14 protein-coding genes are annotated in these 15,105 nt (G+C 74.6%); 5 read left to right on the top strand and 9 right to left on the bottom strand.

The features are described from left to right. Both BUE29_RS04110 and BUE29_RS04115 read right to left on the bottom strand, forming a co-directional pair. A complete protein-coding gene (locus tag BUE29_RS04110) occupies positions 1–2,046 on the bottom strand; it encodes a hypothetical protein (protein WP_073386228.1) in 2,046 nt (681 codons plus the stop codon). Next, complete coding sequence (locus BUE29_RS04115; RefSeq protein ID WP_073386231.1) at positions 2,043–3,728, bottom strand: Hsp70 family protein; 1,686 nt, start codon at positions 3,726–3,728, stop codon at positions 2,043–2,045. The genes BUE29_RS04110 and BUE29_RS04115 overlap by 4 nt, the downstream gene beginning before the upstream one ends. A 46-nt stretch (positions 3,729–3,774) precedes the next feature. Here BUE29_RS04115 and BUE29_RS04120 point away from each other — a divergent pair, with 46 nt between their 5' ends. After that, positions 3,775–4,239 carry a hypothetical protein gene (locus BUE29_RS04120; RefSeq protein ID WP_073386234.1) on the top strand — a complete coding sequence of 155 codons (465 nt, stop codon included), beginning with the start codon at positions 3,775–3,777 and terminating at the stop codon, positions 4,237–4,239. Positions 4,240–4,251: 12 nt separating this feature from the next. Here BUE29_RS04120 and BUE29_RS04125 read toward each other — a convergent pair whose 3' ends face one another. Continuing rightward, complete coding sequence (locus BUE29_RS04125; protein ID WP_073386238.1) at positions 4,252–5,349, bottom strand: sensor histidine kinase; 1,098 nt, start codon at positions 5,347–5,349, stop codon at positions 4,252–4,254. Beyond that, complete coding sequence (locus BUE29_RS04130; protein ID WP_073386240.1) at positions 5,346–6,005, bottom strand: response regulator transcription factor; 660 nt, start codon at positions 6,003–6,005, stop codon at positions 5,346–5,348. Before BUE29_RS04130 ends, BUE29_RS04125 begins: the two co-directional genes overlap by 4 nt. A gap of 116 nt (positions 6,006–6,121) precedes the next feature. Between BUE29_RS04130 and BUE29_RS04135 the strand changes: the two genes are divergently transcribed. Continuing rightward, a complete protein-coding gene (locus BUE29_RS04135; RefSeq protein WP_073386242.1) occupies positions 6,122–7,072 on the top strand; it encodes a D-alanyl-D-alanine carboxypeptidase family protein in 951 nt (316 codons plus the stop codon). A gap of 10 nt (positions 7,073–7,082) precedes the next feature. Here the strand turns inward: BUE29_RS04135 and rsrA are convergent, their stop codons facing one another. After that, positions 7,083–7,400, bottom strand: coding sequence for a mycothiol system anti-sigma-R factor (gene rsrA, locus BUE29_RS04140; protein ID WP_073386243.1), 318 nt, complete (start codon positions 7,398–7,400; stop codon positions 7,083–7,085). Further along, positions 7,400–8,098: a sigma-70 family RNA polymerase sigma factor gene (locus BUE29_RS04145; RefSeq protein ID WP_084180746.1), complete on the bottom strand. Its 699-nt coding sequence runs from the start codon at positions 8,096–8,098 to the stop codon at positions 7,400–7,402. The genes rsrA and BUE29_RS04145 overlap by 1 nt, the downstream gene beginning before the upstream one ends. Positions 8,099–8,219: 121 nt before the next feature. On the opposite strand from BUE29_RS04145, the gene ybaK reads away from it, so the two are divergent. After that, positions 8,220–8,696 carry a Cys-tRNA(Pro) deacylase gene (ybaK, locus tag BUE29_RS04150; RefSeq protein WP_073386245.1) on the top strand — a complete coding sequence of 159 codons (477 nt, stop codon included), beginning with the start codon at positions 8,220–8,222 and terminating at the stop codon, positions 8,694–8,696. A 68-nt stretch (positions 8,697–8,764) separates the two neighbouring features. Here the strand turns inward: ybaK and BUE29_RS04155 are convergent, their stop codons facing one another. Genes BUE29_RS04155 through BUE29_RS04165 form a run of 3 tightly spaced genes read right to left on the bottom strand, consistent with a single transcriptional unit; the run spans position 8,765 to position 11,885 of the window. Continuing rightward, positions 8,765–10,498 carry an AMP-binding protein gene (locus BUE29_RS04155; protein ID WP_073386248.1) on the bottom strand — a complete coding sequence of 578 codons (1,734 nt, stop codon included), beginning with the start codon at positions 10,496–10,498 and terminating at the stop codon, positions 8,765–8,767. Positions 10,499–10,500: 2 nt separating this feature from the next. Further along, a complete protein-coding gene (locus BUE29_RS04160) occupies positions 10,501–11,106 on the bottom strand; it encodes an alpha/beta hydrolase family protein (RefSeq protein ID WP_200800023.1) in 606 nt (201 codons plus the stop codon). 23 nt (positions 11,107–11,129) lie between these two features. Beyond that, on the bottom strand, positions 11,130–11,885 hold the full coding sequence (locus tag BUE29_RS04165) for an SOS response-associated peptidase (RefSeq protein ID WP_073386250.1): 756 nt from the start codon (positions 11,883–11,885) through the stop codon (positions 11,130–11,132). A gap of 225 nt (positions 11,886–12,110) precedes the next feature. On the opposite strand from BUE29_RS04165, the gene BUE29_RS04170 reads away from it, so the two are divergent. Both BUE29_RS04170 and aroA read left to right on the top strand, forming a co-directional pair. Next, complete coding sequence (locus BUE29_RS04170; RefSeq protein WP_073386252.1) at positions 12,111–13,769, top strand: 3-keto-alpha-glucoside-1,2-lyase-like domain-containing protein; 1,659 nt, start codon at positions 12,111–12,113, stop codon at positions 13,767–13,769. A 54-nt stretch (positions 13,770–13,823) separates the two neighbouring features. Beyond that, the gene (gene aroA, locus BUE29_RS04175) at positions 13,824–15,098 is read left to right on the top strand and encodes a 3-phosphoshikimate 1-carboxyvinyltransferase (protein WP_073386254.1); all 1,275 of its coding nucleotides are present in this window, start codon (positions 13,824–13,826) and stop codon (positions 15,096–15,098) included. The last annotated feature ends 7 nt before the right edge of the window (positions 15,099–15,105 follow it).

Here is a 15,105-nt window from a genome sequence, read left to right on the forward strand (position 1 = left end):
TCAGCCCGTCGACGCCTCGGCCGACACCACCCCGTCGCGCGCCGCGACCACCGTGTAGCCCGGCGGCGGCCCGTCCGCCGGCGCCCCGCCGTCCTCCAGCGACGTGGCGCGGGTGCGGCCCACCACCTGCCAGCGGCCGTCCGGCGCGCGGCGGGAGACCTTGTACTCGGCGCCGGCGGGGCCGTCCCACCGGACGAGGACCGCGCCGCCGGCCAGCCGCGTGGCCGTGACGTCCGCGGGCGCCGCAACGACCGGGGCCGGGTCCGCCGGCGCCACCGGAACCACCGCGACCACCGGGACCACCGGCCCCGCCGGGGCGGCGCCACTGCGTGCCTCGGCCGAGACGCGGCCGGCGAGCAGGGCGACGACGACGTACTCGGGCACCGACCCCGCCGCCGCCCCGCCGTCCTCGACCCGGGTGCCGGCGGTCCGCCCGACGACGCGGGTCGCGCCGTCGGCACCGCGGCGCGCGACCCGGTAGCTGACCCCGCCGGTCGTCGACGGCTGCCACGTGACGACGACGGCGCCGGCACGGTCGCGGAGCGCGGTGACCGCGCGCGGCGGCTCCAGCGGTGCCGCCGCCAGCGCCGCGACCGCGCCGGGATGGTCGGGCCAGCGCTCGAGCACGCCCAGCAGCGCGCGCACCGGGTCGCGCCCCGCGCGGGCGGCCGCCACCTGCTCGTCCGCCGCCGCGACCTCGGCCCGTGCCCTGGCCAGCTCGCGCTCCGGACGGGCGCCGGACGCCGGGTCCGCCACGTCCGAGGCGGTGCGGGACAGCTGCTCCAGGTGCTCCACGGCCTCGGCGAAGCGTCGCGCGGCGAGCGCCGTCGCCACCGCCCGCCAGCGCAGCAGGGCCGCCCGCAGCGCGTCCTCGATCTCGTCGGCCACCGCACGCACCGTCGTGCCGTCCGCCCCGCCCGCGGCCGCCGCGGCGGCGGCGTGACCGCGGGCCTCGTGCAGCCGTCCCGCCCGTAGGGCGGCGCGGGCGTTGCGCAGCTCGCGCTCGGACACCGTGTCCGTCGACGGTCGGCTCGCGGGGGCCGGTTCGCGCGACCGCTCGGCCGAGCCGGACGTCTCGACCGCGACGCCCAGGGCGGCCGCGGCATCGGTGACGACGCGACGCGCCCGCACCGCGTCCAGCCCCAGGGCCAGCGCCTCGCCGTAGAGGTGTTCGTAGTCGTCGACGACGAGCCGGTCCTCGACCAGCACCGCGGCCCGCACGCGCGGGGCGAGCTGCGCGGCGACGTCCTGCGCGACGGCGTCGAGGTACGCCTCGAGGGTCGGGCGGCCGGCCTCCAGCAGGTCGCGGACGTGCACCAGCAGCTCGTCGGCGACCGCGCGGACGCGGGTGGGCGGCAGCTCGCGGCACCGCGCGCGCCACGCGTCGGCCCGGATCGCGATCTCACCCGGTGCCGCGTCCGGGGCGAGGCCGAGCAGCGCCAGCAGCGTGGGCGGCGGCGGCATCTCCTCGAGCCGGCCGAACTCGTCGAGCAGATCGCGTACCTGCCGCCGCCGGTGCTCGCCGAGCGACGGCGTGGTCGGTGGTGGAGGGGCCGCAGGCGGGCCGTCGACGAGCCGGTGGTGCCGCAGCCGCGCCCGGACCTCGTCGGCCGACAAGCCGCTCATCGCGCCGATGTCGATCAGTCCGGCGACCTTGTCGCGGGGCACACCGCGATGCCGCTCGACGAGCCGGCGGACGGCCTGGTCGAGCAGCTCGAAGCGTTCGGCCTCGCGGCGACCGCGCACCTCGCGGACCCGCTCGGCGAGCGCGGCCCGCTGCCGGGCGTCACGCAGCGGCGCGCTGCGCTCCTCGTGCGACTCGACGAGCAGCGAGGCGAGCGTGCCGTACTTGGGGTGGTCGCGCTGCCGCTGCCAGAACGCCCACACCTCGGCCAGCTGCGCGGCCACCTGCGCGTCCGACCACGACCCGGCCTGCTCGACGGGGATGTCGTAGAGCTCGAAGGCGTCCGAGGCGTCGGCGCCGCCACGACGCTGCACGGCCGCGAACACGCGCTTGCGGTACCCGTTGCCGTCGAAGTCGCTCATGGCCCGCGACGCCGCGTGCGCGAGAGCTGGTCGCGCTCGCGCGCGACCTCGGCCTGCGAGAGCGTGGCCCCGGTCTGCGCGGTGAGTGTGAGGGGCAGTCCGGCCTCGACGTGGAACGCGTAGACGGTCAGCACGCCGTCGAAGCCCATGTCGAAGGTCACCTGGACCTCGCTGCCCGCCCCGAAGCCCGGCGGGATGCCCTCGATCGAGCCCGCGACCAGCAGCTTGACGTCCTGCAGGTGCGGCGACTCGTCCTGACTCTGCTGCTCCACGATCCGCAGCTCGATCGCCTCCTGGTCGGTGCGCACCGTGCCGAACGAGCGCTGCACCCGGACGGGGAGCCGGTCGTTGCGGTGCACCAGCCAGCTCGCCTCGAGCTCGCCGGTCGCCGGATTGGCGGCGAGGACGCCGAACCCGCGGGACACGACGGTGTCGACGCGGATGTCGATCGAACGCCGCACCTGCGCGAGCGGGAGGCCGAGGGCGTCGGCGGCGCGGCGACAGGCGGCGTCGAGCTCGGCGGGAGCGGCGTGGTCGAGCGGTGCGCCGTCCGAGAGCCGGCCGCGGGTGACGAGGTCACCGCCGACCAGGCGCTCCAGGTCCTTCTTCGCCCCGAACAGCGCCGCGCCCTTGGCCACCGCGAGATCGGGGTCGTGCAGCTCTGGTGCCAGCCCCAGCTCCTCGTGCAGGGCCCGGCCCACCATGGGCATCCGCGACGATCCGCCGACCATGAGGACGCGGTCGACCCGGTCCACGCCGCGGCGCGACGCGGCGGCCAGACATGCCCGGGTGAGCTCGATCGTGCGCCGCAGCAGCCCGGCCGTCATCTCCTCGACCTCGGCGCGGGTGAGCGAGATCGTGGCGCGTGCGCCGTCGTGCGTCACGACGACCTCGGTGGAGTCGTGCTCGGACAGCTCGCGTTTCGCCCGTTCGGCGGCCAGGACGAGCTCCTGGCTGCCGGCGGAGTCGTCGAGCGGGTCCTCGGCGTCCGGGTTCTCGGCGCAGAAGCGGCGGGACAGGTGCAGACAGATCCGCTCGTCCCAGTCGGCGCCGCCGAGCTGGTGGTCGCCGTCCACCGCGAGCACGGAGATGCGACGGTCAGCGAGCTCGATGACGGTGGCGTCGAACGTGCCACCGCCCAGGTCGTAGACGAGGACCGTCTCGTACTCGGCGTCCTTCCGCAGCCCCGGCGCACCGTCGAGCCGCCCGAAGCCGTACGAGAGCGCGGCGGCGATGGGTTCGGACAGCACGTCGACGACGTCGAGCCCGGCGTAGGTACCGGCCAGGATCGTGGCGCGCCGTTCCTCGTCGCCGAAGTACGCGGGCACCGTGATCACCGCCGAGGTGATGCGCTCGCCCGAGCCGAACTCGGCGTCGGCGCACAGCGAGCGGAGGATCAGCGACGACACCGCGGGTGCCGACCACGGCTTGCCGTGCGCCACGAAGCGCCAGTCGGAGTCGCCCATGCGCCGCTTCACCAACGCGCACACGTGGTCGGGGTCGAGACGGGCCTGCCGGCGGGCTCCCTCGCCGACGAGGTGCTCGTCGGGCGAGGCGAACAGGACGACCGACGGCACGGTGTGCTCGCCGGTCATCCCGACCAGCACCTCGGGCCGGCCGTCGGGGCCGGTGCGCGCGACGGCGGAGCAGGTGGTGCCGAGATCGATTCCGTGGACGGCCACCGGCGGAGAGTACCGACCCCGGCTCGGCGCCACCTACGATCGCCGCGTGAGCGAACCGTCCCTGCAGGACCTCGCCGACGCCGTCACCGACCTCGGCCGCGTGGTGGCGCGCCAGGGCGCGAGCCTGGACCGCCTGGTCGACGACGCGCGTGCGGCCGCCGCCCGGGAGCGTGCCGGGGCCGACGTCGCCCTGCTCGTCGACCTCGCCGCCCTGCACCGCGACGCGCGGGCGTGCGCCGAGACCGCCCGTGCCGCGCGCGACCGCACGGCATTCACGGCGATCGCGACCGGCCTGGAACGGCTGCTGGCCGGCCGTGGCGGCACGCTCGTCACGCCGTCGGTCGACGACGCCTTCGACGCCGCCACGATGGAGGCCGCCGAGGTCGTCGCCACCGGGGACCGCCGGCTCGACCGCACGGTCGACTCGGTCCGCGAACCCGGGCTGTCGCTGCCGGCCACGGGGCGTTCGGTGCGACCGGCCCGCGTCGTGGTCCGCCGCCACCGCGACTGAGCGACCGCCGGGTCAGTCCGGCGGCCGCAGCCCGGTCTCGACGGTCAGCCCGCCGTCGGGGTTGGCGCGGGCGGCGATCGTCCCGCCGTGCGCGGCGACGACGGAGCGTGCGATCGTCAGCCCGAGACCGACCCCGCCGCCGTGGTCGAGCCGCTCGCCGGCGAGCCGCCGGAACGGCTCGAACAGCCCCGCCACCTGTTCCGGCGGCACCGCCGGTCCGGTGTTGGCGACGACCAGGTTGCCGGGGACGCGGACGGTGACGTGCACGCTGCCCCCGGCGTCGTTGTACTTGACGCCGTTCTGGACGAGGTTGGTGACCAGCCGCTCCAGCAGCGGCCGCTCCCCCACGACGGTCACCGGGTCGGCGGCCAGGCACAGCTCGACGCCGCGCGCGACGGCGGTGGGACGCAGCGTCTCCACGACCTCGGCGACCACGCGGTCCAGCGCGATCGACTCCGTGCTCAGCACCCCGCGCTCGGTCTCGGCGAGGGTGAGCAACCCGTCGATCAGCGCCTCGTTGCGCTCGTTCGTCGCCAGCAGCTGCCGTGACAGCAGCTCCAGCTGGTCGGCGGTGAGGGCGCTCGAGAGGCTCACCTCGATGAGCGCGCGCTGCGTGGCGAGCGGGGTACGCAGCTCGTGCGAGGCGTTGGCCGCGAAGCGCCGCTGCGCCTCGTAGCCCTCGGCGACACGGTCGAGCATCGCGTCGACGGCGTCGGCGAGCCGGCGCGTCTCGTCGCCGGCCGGCCCGCGCTGGCGCAACCGCAGCCCCAGGTTGGTCGGCCCCAGCTGCTCGACGGCGTCGGTCATCCGCCGCAACGGTTCGGTGACCCAGCGAGCGAGCGCGTACGTGATGACGGCGACGATCGCCAGGCCGAGGACGAGCTCCACCGCCGCGAACCCGTAGCGGTACTGCAGGCTGTTGCACCCGTTGAACACGCCGACGGCCCGGCTGAGGCCCGAGCCGCCACAGGCGACGTCCGCGCCGTCGCTGCCGCGCAGGTCCACCAGCAACGCCGCCGCGAGCCGCCAGCCGATGTCGAGCAGCAGCCAGCCGACCGGGAAGCCGAGCGCGATCGCCGCCAGCGCGCGACGGCGCAGGGTCGACGTCACTCGCCGAACCGGTAGCCGACGCGCGGCACGGTGTGGACGACGGGCGGCTCGCCGAGCTTGCGGCGCAGCGTCATCACCGCCACCCTGACGGCGTTGGTGAACGGGTCGGCGTGCTCGTCCCACGCCTTCTCCAAGAGCTCCTCGGCGCTGACGACCTCGCCGGGGGCTCGCATCAGCACGCCGAGCACGGCGAACTCCTTCGGCGTCAGGTCGAGCAGCCGTCCGTCGCGGAACGCGCGGTGCCGCGGCACGTCGAGCACGACACCCGCGTGCTCGACGATCGGCGCCGACCCGGTGGGCGCGCGCCGGGCCAGCGCCTGGATGCGCGCCGCGAGCTCGGCGAAGGCGAACGGCTTCGTGAGGTAGTCGTCGGCGCCGAGGCCGAGCCCGTCGACGCGGTCGCGGATGCCGCTCGCCGCGGTCAGGATCAGCACCCGGGTGCCGAGCTGCTCGCGCACGAGCCAGCGGCACACCTCGTCGCCCGTCGCGGCGGGCATGTCGCGATCGAGGACGGCGACGTCGTAGCGATTCACCGCGAGCCGTTCCATCGCCGCACCGCCGTCGTAGCAGACGTCGACGGCCATCGCGAGCCGCCGCAGCCCGTCGGCCACCGTGTCGGCGAGCAACCGCTCGTCGTCGGCGAGCAGCACCCGCACGATCGTCCCTCCCCCTCGTCCGTTCGCATCGTCCGCGAGCCTCGCCGACCGTCCATAAGCGCGGCATAAGCAGGTCGCGAACGCCGACGATAACCAGCCGCCGCGAGGCTCCGGGCATGACCAGCACCCTCGTCCCGCCCGGCCCCGTCCGTCCGCCCGTCCGTCCGCCGGATCGCCGGGCGGGGCTGGCCCCCGCGCTGGCCGCGTGCGTCGCGGTGATCGTGGTCGCCGGCATGCTCGCGGCCGTCCTCGTCTACCGGCAGGCGACCGACGACAGTCGCCGCGACTACCTGGGCGCGCGGGGGTGGCCGGTCCGTGGCCAGGCCGCGATCGTCGTCGGCGATGCGTCGCCGCGGACGAGCCCCGGGCAGCAACCGGTGCCGATCGCCAGCATCGCGAAGGTCATGACCGCCTACCTGGTCCTGCGTGACCACCCGCTCACCGGCGACGCGGACGGGTTCACGCTGCGGATCAGCCGTGCCGACGTGGAGCGCACCGCCTGGCAGCGCACGGTCGACCAGTCGGTCGTCACCGTCCGCGCCGGCGAGGTGCTCACCGAGCGGCAGGCCCTGCTGGCGCTGCTGCTGCCCTCGGCCAACAACGTCGCCGAGTTCCTCGCCCGCCGGGTGGCCGGACGGGTCGATGCGTTCGTCGCCCGCATGAACGACACCGCACGCCGGCTGGGCATGCGGCAGACCCACTACGCCGACCCCAGTGGCTTCGACAGCCTCACCGTCTCCACGGCGACCGACCAGCTCGTGCTGGCTCGCGTGGTCGCCCGGGACGCCACGTTCGCCGCCTTGGTGGCGACGCGGACCGCGCGCGTCCCGGTGGCGGGGACGATCCGCAACACCGACGCGCTGCTCGGTCGCGACGGCTTCGTCGGCACCAAGACCGGCTCGCACGACGCCGCCGGCGGCTGCTTCATGTTCCGGGCGCACCGACGGGTCCACGGCCACCGCGTCGACGTCGTCGGGGTGGTGCTGGGCCAGCGCGGCCACGACCTCGTCCGCGCGGGGCTCTATGCCGCCCGGCAGCTGGTGGCCGAGGTCTCGGCCCCGGGGTGACGGCCCCCGGTCACTCGGGGCGGAAGGTGCGCTCGACCGACACCTCGGTGACCGTCTCGGTCACGCCGTCGGCGGAGGCCTCGGTGATGCGCAGCCGCACCCGCTGGTGCAGGCTCGCCGGGGCCCGGTCGCTGCCGCAGCAGCGCGAGATCAGCGCCCGGACGTCCTGCTCGATGCCGAACTGGGCGAGGCACGGCGCGCACCCGTCGAGGTGCTGACGGATGCGGTCGCGCAGCCCCTCGTCGGTCTCGTTGTCGAGGTACAGGTAGACGTCGGCCAGGACCGCGTCGCAGTCGATGTTGCCCGGACCGAAACCCATGGCACCCATCAGTTCTCGCCCCCGACCCCGCTCGGCAGAAGACCCCGGTCCCGAGCGTAGTCGCCCAGCAGGTTCTGTAGCTGCCGGCGCCCGCGATGCAGGCGCGACATCACCGTGCCGATGGGCGTGCCCATGATCTCGGCGATCTCCTTATACGCGAAGCCCTCGACGTCGGCGAGGTACACCGCGAGCCGGAAGTCCTCGGGCAGCGCCTGCAGCGCCTCCTTCACATCGGAGTCGGGCAGGTGGTCCAGCGCCTCCATCTCGGCCGACCGGAGCCCGGTCGAGGAGTGCGACTCGGCCCGCGCGAGCTGCCAGTCCTCGACGTCCTCGTTGCCGGACTCCTGCGGCTGACGCTGCTTCTTGCGGTAGTTGTTGATGAAGGTGTTGGTGAGGATCCGGTACAGCCACGCCTTGAGGTTCGTGCCCTCGGTGAACTGGTGGAACGCCGCGTAGGCCTTGACGAACGTCTCCTGCACGAGGTCCTCGGCGTCGGACGGGTTGCGCGTCATGCGCATCGCGGCCGCGTAGAGCTGGTCCAGGAAGGGCAGCGCGTCCCGTTCGAAGCGGGCGCGCCGTTCCTCGACCGTCTCGTCAGCCACCGTGTTCCTCTCGACTCCGCGTGGTGCGGAGACTATCGCGCGGCCCGACAGCGGCCGGACGGCGGAGGCGACCCGGTCGGGTCGCACCGGTGCGGACACAGTCATCGGCAGGTACACCCTCTCTTCGTCGGTTACCCCGTCAACCGTTCCCTCGCACCGAACATTCCGACGCGCCCGCGCCCGCCGCGGCGGTTCGCCGGTGCCCGGGGCGTCCTAGGGTGACGCCGTGGCCACAGGGACCCCGGCGACCGTCCTGCTCGCGCGCGAGGGCGTGGCGTTCACGCTGCACCCCTACGCACACGACCCGCGGGCCGAGGCGTACGGCGACGAGGCCGCCGCGGCGCTCGGGGTCGAGCCGGAGCGCATCTGCAAGACCCTGATCGCGACGGTGGACGGCTCGCCGGCCTGCGCGGTCGTCCCGGTGGCGGCGCGGCTGGACCTCAAGGCGTTCGCCGCTGCGCTCGGCGGCAAGCGCGGCGAGCTGGCCGACCCGGCAGCGGCCGCGCGCGCGACGGGGTACGTGGTCGGCGGCATCTCGCCGCTCGCGCAGAAGACCCGGCTGCCGGTCGTCGCCGACGAGACGGTCGAGCTCTTCGACACCGTCTACGTCTCGGCCGGCAAGCGCGGCCTGCAGGTGGAGCTCGCCCCGGCCGACCTGCTCCGCGTCACCGGCGCCACGGTGGCCGCCATCGCCACCCGCTGACCGTCCCGTTCTCCGCTTTTGGCGGCTGAGCGCAGCATGCTGCGCTCAGCCGCCAAAAGCGGACGTGGTCAGGCGAAGTCGTCCTCGCGGTACTCCCCCGCCGGACGGTCGTCGGCGTGGCCGGCCTCGGCCTCGCGCAGCTGCACCCGGCGGATCTTGCCGCTGATCGTCTTGGGCAGGTCCGCGAACTCCAGCCGGCGGATGCGTTTGTAGGGCGCGAGGTTCTCGCGGCAGTAGGCGAGGATCTCGCCCGCCAGCTCGCGGCTCGGCTCGCGGCCGTCCACCAGCACCACGAACGCCTTCGGGACGGCGAGGCGCACCGGGTCCGGAGCCGGCACGACCGCGGCCTCCGCGACGGCCGGGTGCTCGATGAGCACGCTCTCCAGCTCGAAGGGGCTGATCCGGTAGTCGCTGGCCTTGAACACGTCGTCGGCCCGTCCGACGTAGGTGATGTACCCGTTCTCGTCGCGGCCGGCGACGTCACCGGTGTGGTAGCGACCGCCGGCGAACGCCTCCGCGTTGCGGTCGCGGTCCTCGTCACCGTCGCCGCGGTACCCGACCATGAGGCCCACCGGCCGCGGGTCGCACTCGACGCAGATCTCCCCCTCGGCGGCCACCTCGTCGCTGGCCGGGTCGACCAGCGTGATCGCGAACCCGGGCATGGGACGCCCCATGGAGCCGAGCCGGATCGGCTGCCCGGGCGAGTTGCCGATCTGCAGCGACGACTCGGTCTGCCCGAAGCCGTCGCGGATCGTGATGCCGAGACCGCGCTGCACCGCCTCGATCACCTCGGGGTTCAGCGGCTCGCCGGCCCCGACCAGCTCGCGCAGCGACAAGGTGTCGCGCCACGCCGCGAGGTCCTGCTGCACGAGCATGCGCCATACCGTCGGCGGCGCGCAGAACGTCGTCACCCTCGCGTCCCGCAGCGTGTCGAGCATGGCCCGCGCGTCGAACCGCTCGTAGTTGTAGAGGCAGATGGTCGCGCCGGCCAGCCAGGGCGCGAAGACGCACGACCAGGCGTGCTTCGCCCATCCCGGGCTCGACACGTTGAGGTGGACGTCGCCGGGCTGCAGCCCGATCCAGTACATCGTCGACAGGTGCCCGATCGGGTAGCTCACGTGCGTGTGCTCGACCAGCTTGGGCAGCGCGGTCGTCCCCGACGTGAAATAGAGCAGCAGCGGGTCGTCGGCCCGCGTCGGCTCCTCGTCGCGCACGAACGTCTCGAGGGACGCGTGGCTGTCCTCGTAGCGCACCCAGCCCGGCACCGGCTCGCCCACCGCCACCCGCAGGTAGGACCCCGGCACGCCCGCGAAGCCGGCGGTGACGTCCGAGCGCGCGATCACCGCCCCGACGTTGCCGCGCTCGACGCGGTCGCGCAGGTCGGCCTCGGCGAGCAGCGTCGTGGCGGGGATGATCACCGCGCCGATCTTCATGGCGGCGAGCGTGGTCTCCCACAGCTCGACCTGGTTGCCGAGCAGCACGAGCACGTGCGTGCCGCGCCGCACCCCGAGCCCGCGCAGCCAGCCGGCGAGCTGGTCCGAACGCGCCGACAGCTCACCGAACGTGTAGGACGCGTCGGTGCCGTCGGCCTCGATCAGGCGCAGCGCCGCGTGGTGCGGGTGTTCGGCGGCGAGCACGCCGTCGAACCAGTCGAGTGCGAAGTTGAAGTGCTCCGGACGCGGCCACGCGAAGCCCGCGTACGCGCTGTCGTAGTCGGTGCGGTGCGCGAGCAGGAAGTCGCGCGCGGTGCGGAGCTGCTCCGCGGCCGGGGTTCCTGCGGTGGTGGCGGCGGGCGTCGTCATGATCAGACCCTCGCACGCACCACGGGTGAAGTCACGAAGGCCACGACGGCGGCGGCGGTCGTGGCGAGGCCGCGCGCGAGCGAGTGGTCGGCCCCGGGGACGACGAGGACCTCGCGGTCGGCACCGGCCGGTGGCATGCCGAACGGATCGCGGTCGCCCTGGACGACCAGGGTGGGACAACCGGCGGCGTCGAGCTCGGCCAGCCGGGACTTCTCGGGACGGCCGGGCGGATGCAGCGGGAAGGCCAGCGCGACGACGGCGGCGGCACCCGAGGCGGTCGCGGTGCGGCAGGCGACCCGAGCGCCGTTGGACCGTCCACCGACGACCAGCGGCACCCGCGCGAACCCGCGGCGGCGCCGCAACGCTGCCACGACCGGCAGCCAGGCCGCGTCCTGCGGGGTCGGCGCGGGCGGGGTGCGACGGCCGGCGACCCGGTAGGGCTGCAGCACGCGCGCGATCGCGATCCCGGCCGCCACCGCGGCGTCGCGGATGGCGAGCAGGTCGGCGGTGTCGACGCCGCCGCCTGCCCCGTGGGTCAGGACCAGCAGCGCGCCGGCGTTCGGCGGACGGTCGAGCTCGACCCGGGCGTCGGCAATGTCGAGGAGCACGCCGGCCACTATGCCGCGCCCGCTCAGAACAGCCGCTGCTCCTCGACCTCCGGCTCGGCCTCGGCCAGCAGCTCGGGGCCGTTGTTGTCGACCTTGTTGACCAGCGGCGAGACGGGACGCAGCTCGAGGTGCTCGCCGTCGGCCTCGTCCCACGTCCGGAGCAGGTCGGCGGGGTCGGCGACGGACGGGTCGAGCCAGCGCTCCCACGAGGCCCGCGCGAGCACGAGGGGCATGCGGTCGTGGATGTCGGCGAGGTCGCCGCTGGAGTCCACGGTGACGATCGTGCAGGTCGTGACCGTCGGCGCGTCCGTGGCGGCCGGGTCGTGCCAGAACTCGTACAACCCGGCGAACGCGATCGGGTGGCCGTCGGCGGGCGTCATGTACATCGGCTGCTTGCGCACGCCGTCGGCCGCGTCGACGCGGCGCCACTCGTACCAGCCGTCGGCCGGGACCAGACAGCGACGCGACGCGTACGCCTTGCGGAACGCGTTGGTGCGCGCGACGCTCTCGGCCCGCGCGTTGAACATGCGGCCCTGCGTCTTGCGGTCCCGCGACCAGGACGGGATCAGCCCCCACGACACGACCCGAAGCTGCCGCGTCGCCTCCTTCGCCGCGTTGCCCTCCGCGTCACGCAGTGGACGGTTGACGACGACGCGCACCGGCTTGGTGGGCGCGATGTTGAAGTCGCCCTCGGGCCAGAGCCCGTCGGTCGCGTCCACCGCGTCGAACTCGTCGGTCAGGTCGTCGTCGGATCGCACCGACACGTAGCGCCCGCACATGCGTCCAGTATCCGTGCCGGCGACGACAACGGCCGGCCGCGTGTCGACCGTCGTCGCGGATCGGCGGCGCGTGGCGCGGCTTTCACCGGCTCGACGAGCGCCGTGAACTGATTGGCCACCTGCACGTGGAGACGCGCTCGGAGTTTCACTCCGTTCACGAGCATTTGTCCGTTTCGCCGGGCGTCGCCACCTCGGCCGTCGTCCCGGTCGGGCGTCCTGGGACGCATGGCCAACCCCGCCCGTCCCCGCGCCGTCGCCGTCCTCGTCACCGTGGTGACGACCGTCGCGATCGCCGCCCTCGCCGTACTCGCCCCGCCCGCGACACCGCGGCAGCGCGTCGCACTGAACACCGCAGACACCGCAGACACCGCAGCCACCGCAGCCGGCACCGCAGCCGCTCGCGCTCCCCGCATCGCCGACCCCATGACGTTCCAGGACTCCTTCGACAACGGCCGACTGGACGGGTGGCGCGTCACCGACGAGACGACACGGCACGGCCCGTCACGCTGGACCGCCCGCGGCGGCGCGGCGCGACAGCGCAGCAACGTCTACGCGGGCGCGACCGACGGCCTCGCGCACCCCGGGACGATGCTCCTCTCGGGCAACGGCGCGTGGCGCGACTACGACCTCGCCGTCACCGCGACGTCGCGCGACGACGACGCGTTCGGCCTCGTGTTCCGCTACGTGGACCGCAACAACTTCTACCGGTTCTCGCTCGACCGCGAGCGCCACGTCCGGCGGCTGGTCGCCAAGGTGCGGGGCAGGTACCGGCTGCTGGCCGAGGCTCCGGGGGGCTACCGCGCGGGGACGGGTTACCGGTTGCGGGTGCGGGCGGTCGGCGCGGACCTGCGCGCCTTCGTCAACGGCCGGCAGGTGCTGCACGCGGTCGACGCGTCGGTCGGCCGCGGCCGCTTCGGCCTCTACACGTGGAGCAACCCCACCAGCTTCGACGCGTTCCACGCGGCGGTGCGGACCGAGAAGTACGTGACGATCGCGCTGTTGCCCGACACCCAGCACGAGAGTCAGTCCGCACCCGGGATGTTCGCCGCGCAGACCACGTGGCTCGCCCGGTGCCGGGCGCAGCGCAACATCGTCGCCGTGCTGCACGAGGGCGACGTCGTGGACGAGTTGCAGGACCGCCGCCAGTGGCGCAACGCGCGCTCGGCCCTGCTGCGCCTGGCCGGCAAGGTCCCGCTCACCGTTGCCGCGGGCAACCACGACATCCTGCGCAGCGGGGCGAAGCGGCCGGTGCGCGCCGAGCCCGCGGCCTTCGACCGGCTCGTGTCGTCGCTGCCCGGCTACCGGGTGGACGGCCGGTACCGGCGCCACTCGTCCCAGAACACCTATCAGCTCCTGGACGCCGGCGGCCTGCGTCTCGTGGTCCTGAACCTGACCTACGGCCCGTCGAACGCGCAGCTGCGCTGGGCCGGCCGGGTGGCCCATCGCTATCGCGACCGGGAGGTGGTGCTGCTGACGCACGACTACCTCGGTCAGGACGGTCGGCGGCGCGGGCGTCCCGGCGACCGGCACCTGCCCTCGTCGTCCTCGCCGGCGCGCAACGACGGCACCGCCGTCTGGTCGAAGTTCGTGCGTCGTCACGCGAACGTCCGCTTCACCTTCAACGTGCACGTCATCACGCCGACCCATCGTGGCGGTCACTACTCGGTGGGACGGCGGGTCAGCCGCGACGCCGCCGGGCGCCGGGTCTATCAGGTGCTGACCAACTTCCAGAGCATGAGACGCGGCGCGGGCTACCTGCGGCTCGTACGCCTCTACCCGGCTACGAACCGGGTCGAGGTCGAGACGTACTCGCCCTACCTGCACCGCTCGCTTACCGGCCGCGACAACCGCTTTGCCTTCACCGGGGTGGACCTGCGCCACTGAGCGAGGCACGCGACCAGGGAGCGGGCGTGTCTCGCCCTGCGGCAGACTGGGCTCATGCATCCCGCGCAGCCCTGGCCGGCGCCGACGGCGGACAGCGCCGTGCACGGCACCGTCGCGCTGCCCGGTTCCAAGTCGTTGACCAACCGGCTGCTCGTGCTGGCCGCCGTCGCCGAGTCGCCGACGCGGCTCGTCGCCCCGCTCCGCGCGCGGGACACGCTGCTGATGGCGGGCGCGCTGCGATCGCTCGGCGCCGAGGTGAGCGACGACGGTGCGGACTGGGTGGTCACCCCCGGTGCGCTGCGCGGCGGGGACGTCGACACCGGCCTCGCGGGCACGGTCATGCGCTTCGTGCCGCCGGTGGCCGGCCTCGCCGCCGGCGACGTCGCCTTCGACGGCGACGCGTACGCGCGCGAACGGCCGATGGCCACACTGCTCGACGGCCTGCGGCAGGCCGGCATCGAGGTGAACGACGCCGGGCGCGGGCGGCTGCCGTTCGTGGTGCGCGGGACGGGCTCGGTCCCCGGCGGGACCGTGCGCGTGGACGCCTCGGCGTCGTCGCAGTTCGTGTCGGGTCTGTTGCTGGCCGCCCCCCGCTACGACAAGGGCATCGAGCTCGAGCACTCCGGCGACGGGCCGGTGCCGTCACAGCCGCACGTCGAGATGACGGTGCAGGTCCTGCGCGCGGCGGGCGTCGAGGTCGAGACCCCGGCACCCGGCCGCTGGACCGTCGTCCCCGGCCCCGTCGCCGGCGGTGATCGCCCGGTCGAACCGGATCTCTCCAACGCCGCCCCGTTCCTCGCGGCCGCGCTCGTCACCGGTGGCAGCGTCACCGTGCCCGGCTGGCCCACCAGCACCACGCAGGCCGGGGACGCGTTGCGCGCCCTGCTCGCCGCCATGGGCGCCGACGTCGCGTCGACCGACGCCGGCCTGGTCGTGCGCGGCACCGGGTCGGTGGCCGGGTTCGACGTCGATCTGCACGACGTCGGCGAGCTCACCCCGACCCTGGCGGCACTCGCCGCCCTCGCCGACTCGCCGTCGACGCTGCGCGGAATCGCGCACCTGCGCGGGCACGAGACCGACCGCATCGCCGCGCTGGCCGCCGAGCTGACCGCGCTGGGCGGTGACGTCACCGAGGAGCCGGACGGCCTGACGATCCGCCCGCGGCCGCTGCGGGGTGGCACGTGGCATGCGTACGCCGACCACCGCATGGCCACCGCCGGCGCCGTCGTCGGTCTGCGGGTGCCGGGCATCGAGGTGGACGACATCGCGTGCACGTCGAAGACGCTGCCGGACTTCCCCGGCATGTGGTCGACCCTGCTCGGCGGCTGAGGGGACC

Source organism: Jatrophihabitans endophyticus (genome assembly GCF_900129455.1).
In the GTDB taxonomy this organism is placed as follows: domain Bacteria; phylum Actinomycetota; class Actinomycetes; order Mycobacteriales; family Jatrophihabitantaceae; genus Jatrophihabitans; species Jatrophihabitans endophyticus.

What these genes read in the sequence shown, in the direction of transcription:
- rsrA (WP_073386243.1), bottom strand. Translation starts at nt 7,400, where the DNA reads ATGGGTGCCATGGGTTTCGGTCCGGGCAACATCGACTGCGACGCGGTC.
- BUE29_RS04155 (WP_073386248.1), bottom strand. Translation starts at nt 10,498, where the DNA reads ATGACGACGCCCGCCGCCACCACCGCAGGAACCCCGGCCGCGGAGCAG.
- BUE29_RS04145 (WP_084180746.1), bottom strand. Translation starts at nt 8,098, where the DNA reads ATGACTGTGTCCGCACCGGTGCGACCCGACCGGGTCGCCTCCGCCGTC.
- BUE29_RS04165 (WP_073386250.1), bottom strand. Translation starts at nt 11,885, where the DNA reads ATGTGCGGGCGCTACGTGTCGGTGCGATCCGACGACGACCTGACCGAC.
- BUE29_RS04170 (WP_073386252.1), top strand. Translation starts at nt 12,111, where the DNA reads ATGGCCAACCCCGCCCGTCCCCGCGCCGTCGCCGTCCTCGTCACCGTG.
- aroA (WP_073386254.1), top strand. Translation starts at nt 13,824, where the DNA reads ATGCATCCCGCGCAGCCCTGGCCGGCGCCGACGGCGGACAGCGCCGTG.
- BUE29_RS04135 (WP_073386242.1), top strand. Translation starts at nt 6,122, where the DNA reads ATGACCAGCACCCTCGTCCCGCCCGGCCCCGTCCGTCCGCCCGTCCGT.
- BUE29_RS04110 (WP_073386228.1), bottom strand. Translation starts at nt 2,046, where the DNA reads ATGAGCGACTTCGACGGCAACGGGTACCGCAAGCGCGTGTTCGCGGCC.